The organism is Robiginitalea sp., assembly GCF_049588695.1.
Classification (GTDB): Bacteria; Bacteroidota; Bacteroidia; order Flavobacteriales; family Flavobacteriaceae; genus Robiginitalea.
This window is the reverse complement of record NZ_JBAVZJ010000002.1, coordinates 1-2,362: the sequence shown is the minus strand read 5'-3', so window position 1 is coordinate 2,362 and position 2,362 is coordinate 1. Positions and strand designations below refer to the sequence as shown.

The 2,362-nt window shown below is 49.5% G+C and carries 3 protein-coding genes; all 3 read left to right on the top strand.

The window, feature by feature from the left end; translation table 11 throughout:
- Positions 1–517 (top strand): NAD(P)-binding domain-containing protein (locus WBV75_RS00030; protein ID WP_424118619.1); only part of this gene is annotated, 517 nt, incomplete at its 5' end.
- Between the two features lie 2 nt (positions 518–519).
- Positions 520–1,926, top strand: a complete 1,407-nt coding sequence (locus tag WBV75_RS00025; protein ID WP_424118618.1) for an aldehyde dehydrogenase family protein — start codon at positions 520–522, stop codon at positions 1,924–1,926.
- 94 nt (positions 1,927–2,020) lie between these two features.
- Complete coding sequence (locus WBV75_RS00020; protein ID WP_424118617.1) at positions 2,021–2,194, top strand: Lacal_2735 family protein; 174 nt, start codon at positions 2,021–2,023, stop codon at positions 2,192–2,194.
- The last annotated feature ends 168 nt before the right edge of the window (positions 2,195–2,362 follow it).

Here is a 2,362-nt window from a genome sequence, read left to right as displayed (position 1 = left end):
CGTTGTAGGTGCGAGTAACTCGGCCGTAGACGCCGCCCTGGAGTGCTGGCGCAAAGGTGCAGAAGTCACCCTGGTGGTCAGGGGTCCGGAAATTGGGAGGCGCGTAAAATACTGGGTGCGCCCGGATATCCTCAACCGTATTGAAGAGGGAAGTATCCGCGCTTATTTCAGCAGCACCATTCAGGAAATCCGGCAGGAACAAATTGTCCTGGACACCCCGGAGGGCACTGTGATGCTCCCAAATGATTTTGTCCTGGCCCTTACGGGATACCAGCCCAATTTTGATTTTCTCACCGCGGCCGGGATCTCCATTTCAGAAGATGACAAAAAACGACCGCACTACGATCCTAAAACTATGGAAACCAATGTTCCCGGACTCTATCTGGCCGGTGTGATTTGCGGTGGCATGGAGACCCATAAATGGTTTATTGAAAACTCACGCGAGCACGCAAAGATTATCCTGGGGCATATCGCTGCAAAGGACCCAAAGGAAAGTCAGACCCGTCAAACCCTGTAATGATGAGGACAAATATATACCAGCAGCTGTTTGACGACCAAATGGATCAGTATCTCGAAGTGGGCAAAACGACCTACAAGGAGCGGGTTACTAAATTACGGAGGCTGAAAAACGCCCTGGAATTCGACTACAAGCAACCCCTCCGTGAGGCGTTGTTTTCCGATTTCGGCAAACCTTTTCTGGAAACAGATCTTACCGAAATCTATCCTATTCTCGCTGAAATCAAACATATAGAACGCAACCTAAGGGATTGGATGCGGCCAAAAAAGGTAGGTAACCCCCTACCTATGATCGGATCCCGATCCTATATTGAGTACGAATCCAAAGGGGTCTGCCTGATACTCTCTCCCTGGAATTTTCCAGTGAATTTAACCTTTGACCCCCTGGTCTCGGCCATTGCAGCGGGCAACTGTTGTATTGTCAAACCTTCTGAATTCACCCCCGCGACCAGTCAGGTGATGGCGGAAATCGTAAGTGCACTTTTCGATCCCTCAGAAATAGCCCTGGTACAGGGGGAGGTGGAAACGGCTAAAGCGCTGCTGGAATTACCCTTCCACCATATCTTTTTCACCGGGTCCCCGGCTGTAGGCAAGCAGATTATGAAGGCTGCTTCCAGCCATTTGAGCTCGGTCACCCTGGAGTTAGGGGGTAAATCGCCCGCCTTCGTGGACGAAACAGCTTCCATGGAAACTACAGCCAAAAGACTGGCCTGGGGGAAATGCCTCAATGCCGGGCAGATTTGCGTGGCCCCGGATTACGTTTTGGTGACCGAAAAAGCAAAGGGTGCGTTGGTAGAGGCGCTGAAAAATCAGTTGGAATCCTTCTTTCCCCAGGGGGCTTCAAACTCGGAGAGTTATTCCCGCATCATCCATACGGCCCATCACCGCCGCTTACAGGACTTAGTAAATAACGCTGTCACCCGGGGGGCCCGAATTGTCTATGGAGGGGGAAATACAGAAGAAAAACACTTTTTCGAGCCCACCCTGATTGAACAGGTCCCGGAAGATGCCGACCTGCTGCAGGAAGAAATCTTCGGCCCGGTATTGCCCATAGTCACCGTAAAGGACGCAGATGCAGCCGTGGATTTTATCAACAGAAAACCCCGACCCCTCGCCCTCTATACTTTTAGCAAGAATAAAACGGCTATTCGGAAGTTGAGCACCAATACCCGTGCCGGTACGGCCTGTATCAACCACAATGTAGTACACTTATCGAACAACCACCTTCCTTTTGGCGGGATCAATAACAGTGGTATCGGTAAGGCACACGGCCACCACGGTTTCCTCGCCTTCTCCAACGAGAGGGCCACTGTTCGCCAGTACACCCCCAGCTCCATTGACCTGCTGATGCCTCCTTACTCGGATCTCAAACAGCGTATGGTGGATGCCACACTTCGCTGGTTTAAGTAGCCCCGGAATTAACAGTTTGACAATTTTGTTTAATCTTTAACAGTTCTTGTTAAACATTATTTCTACTTTAGTCTCAGAACTAAAATGACACAGGATGTTCGGACTATTCAAGAAGAAATCTCAAACCGAAAAATTACAGGAAGAGTATAAAAAACTCATGTCTGACGCCCATAAACTCTCCCAGGTAAATCGTGCTGCAGGAGACGCAAAGTATGCGGAGGCCCAGGATATCCTCAATAAGATAGAAGCACTTGAAGGAGACTTGTAATGCCTCCCAACCCATCAACCCTAAGACCTATGCTGGATAATTTGCTTAAAGACACAGTCAAACACAATGGATTCCATATTGATGATTTTGGTGATGACCACCTGCTCACCGGGATGGAGACCCCACTGAAACCAGACGCTTTTGAACTGAGCGATGCGGAAAAAAAAT

Bases quoted from the DNA above. Each gene is read 5' to 3' on its own strand.
- WBV75_RS00025 (WP_424118618.1), top strand. From the start codon at position 520: ATGAGGACAAATATATACCAGCAGCTGTTTGACGACCAAATGGATCAG.
- WBV75_RS00020 (WP_424118617.1), top strand. From the start codon at position 2,021: ATGTTCGGACTATTCAAGAAGAAATCTCAAACCGAAAAATTACAGGAA.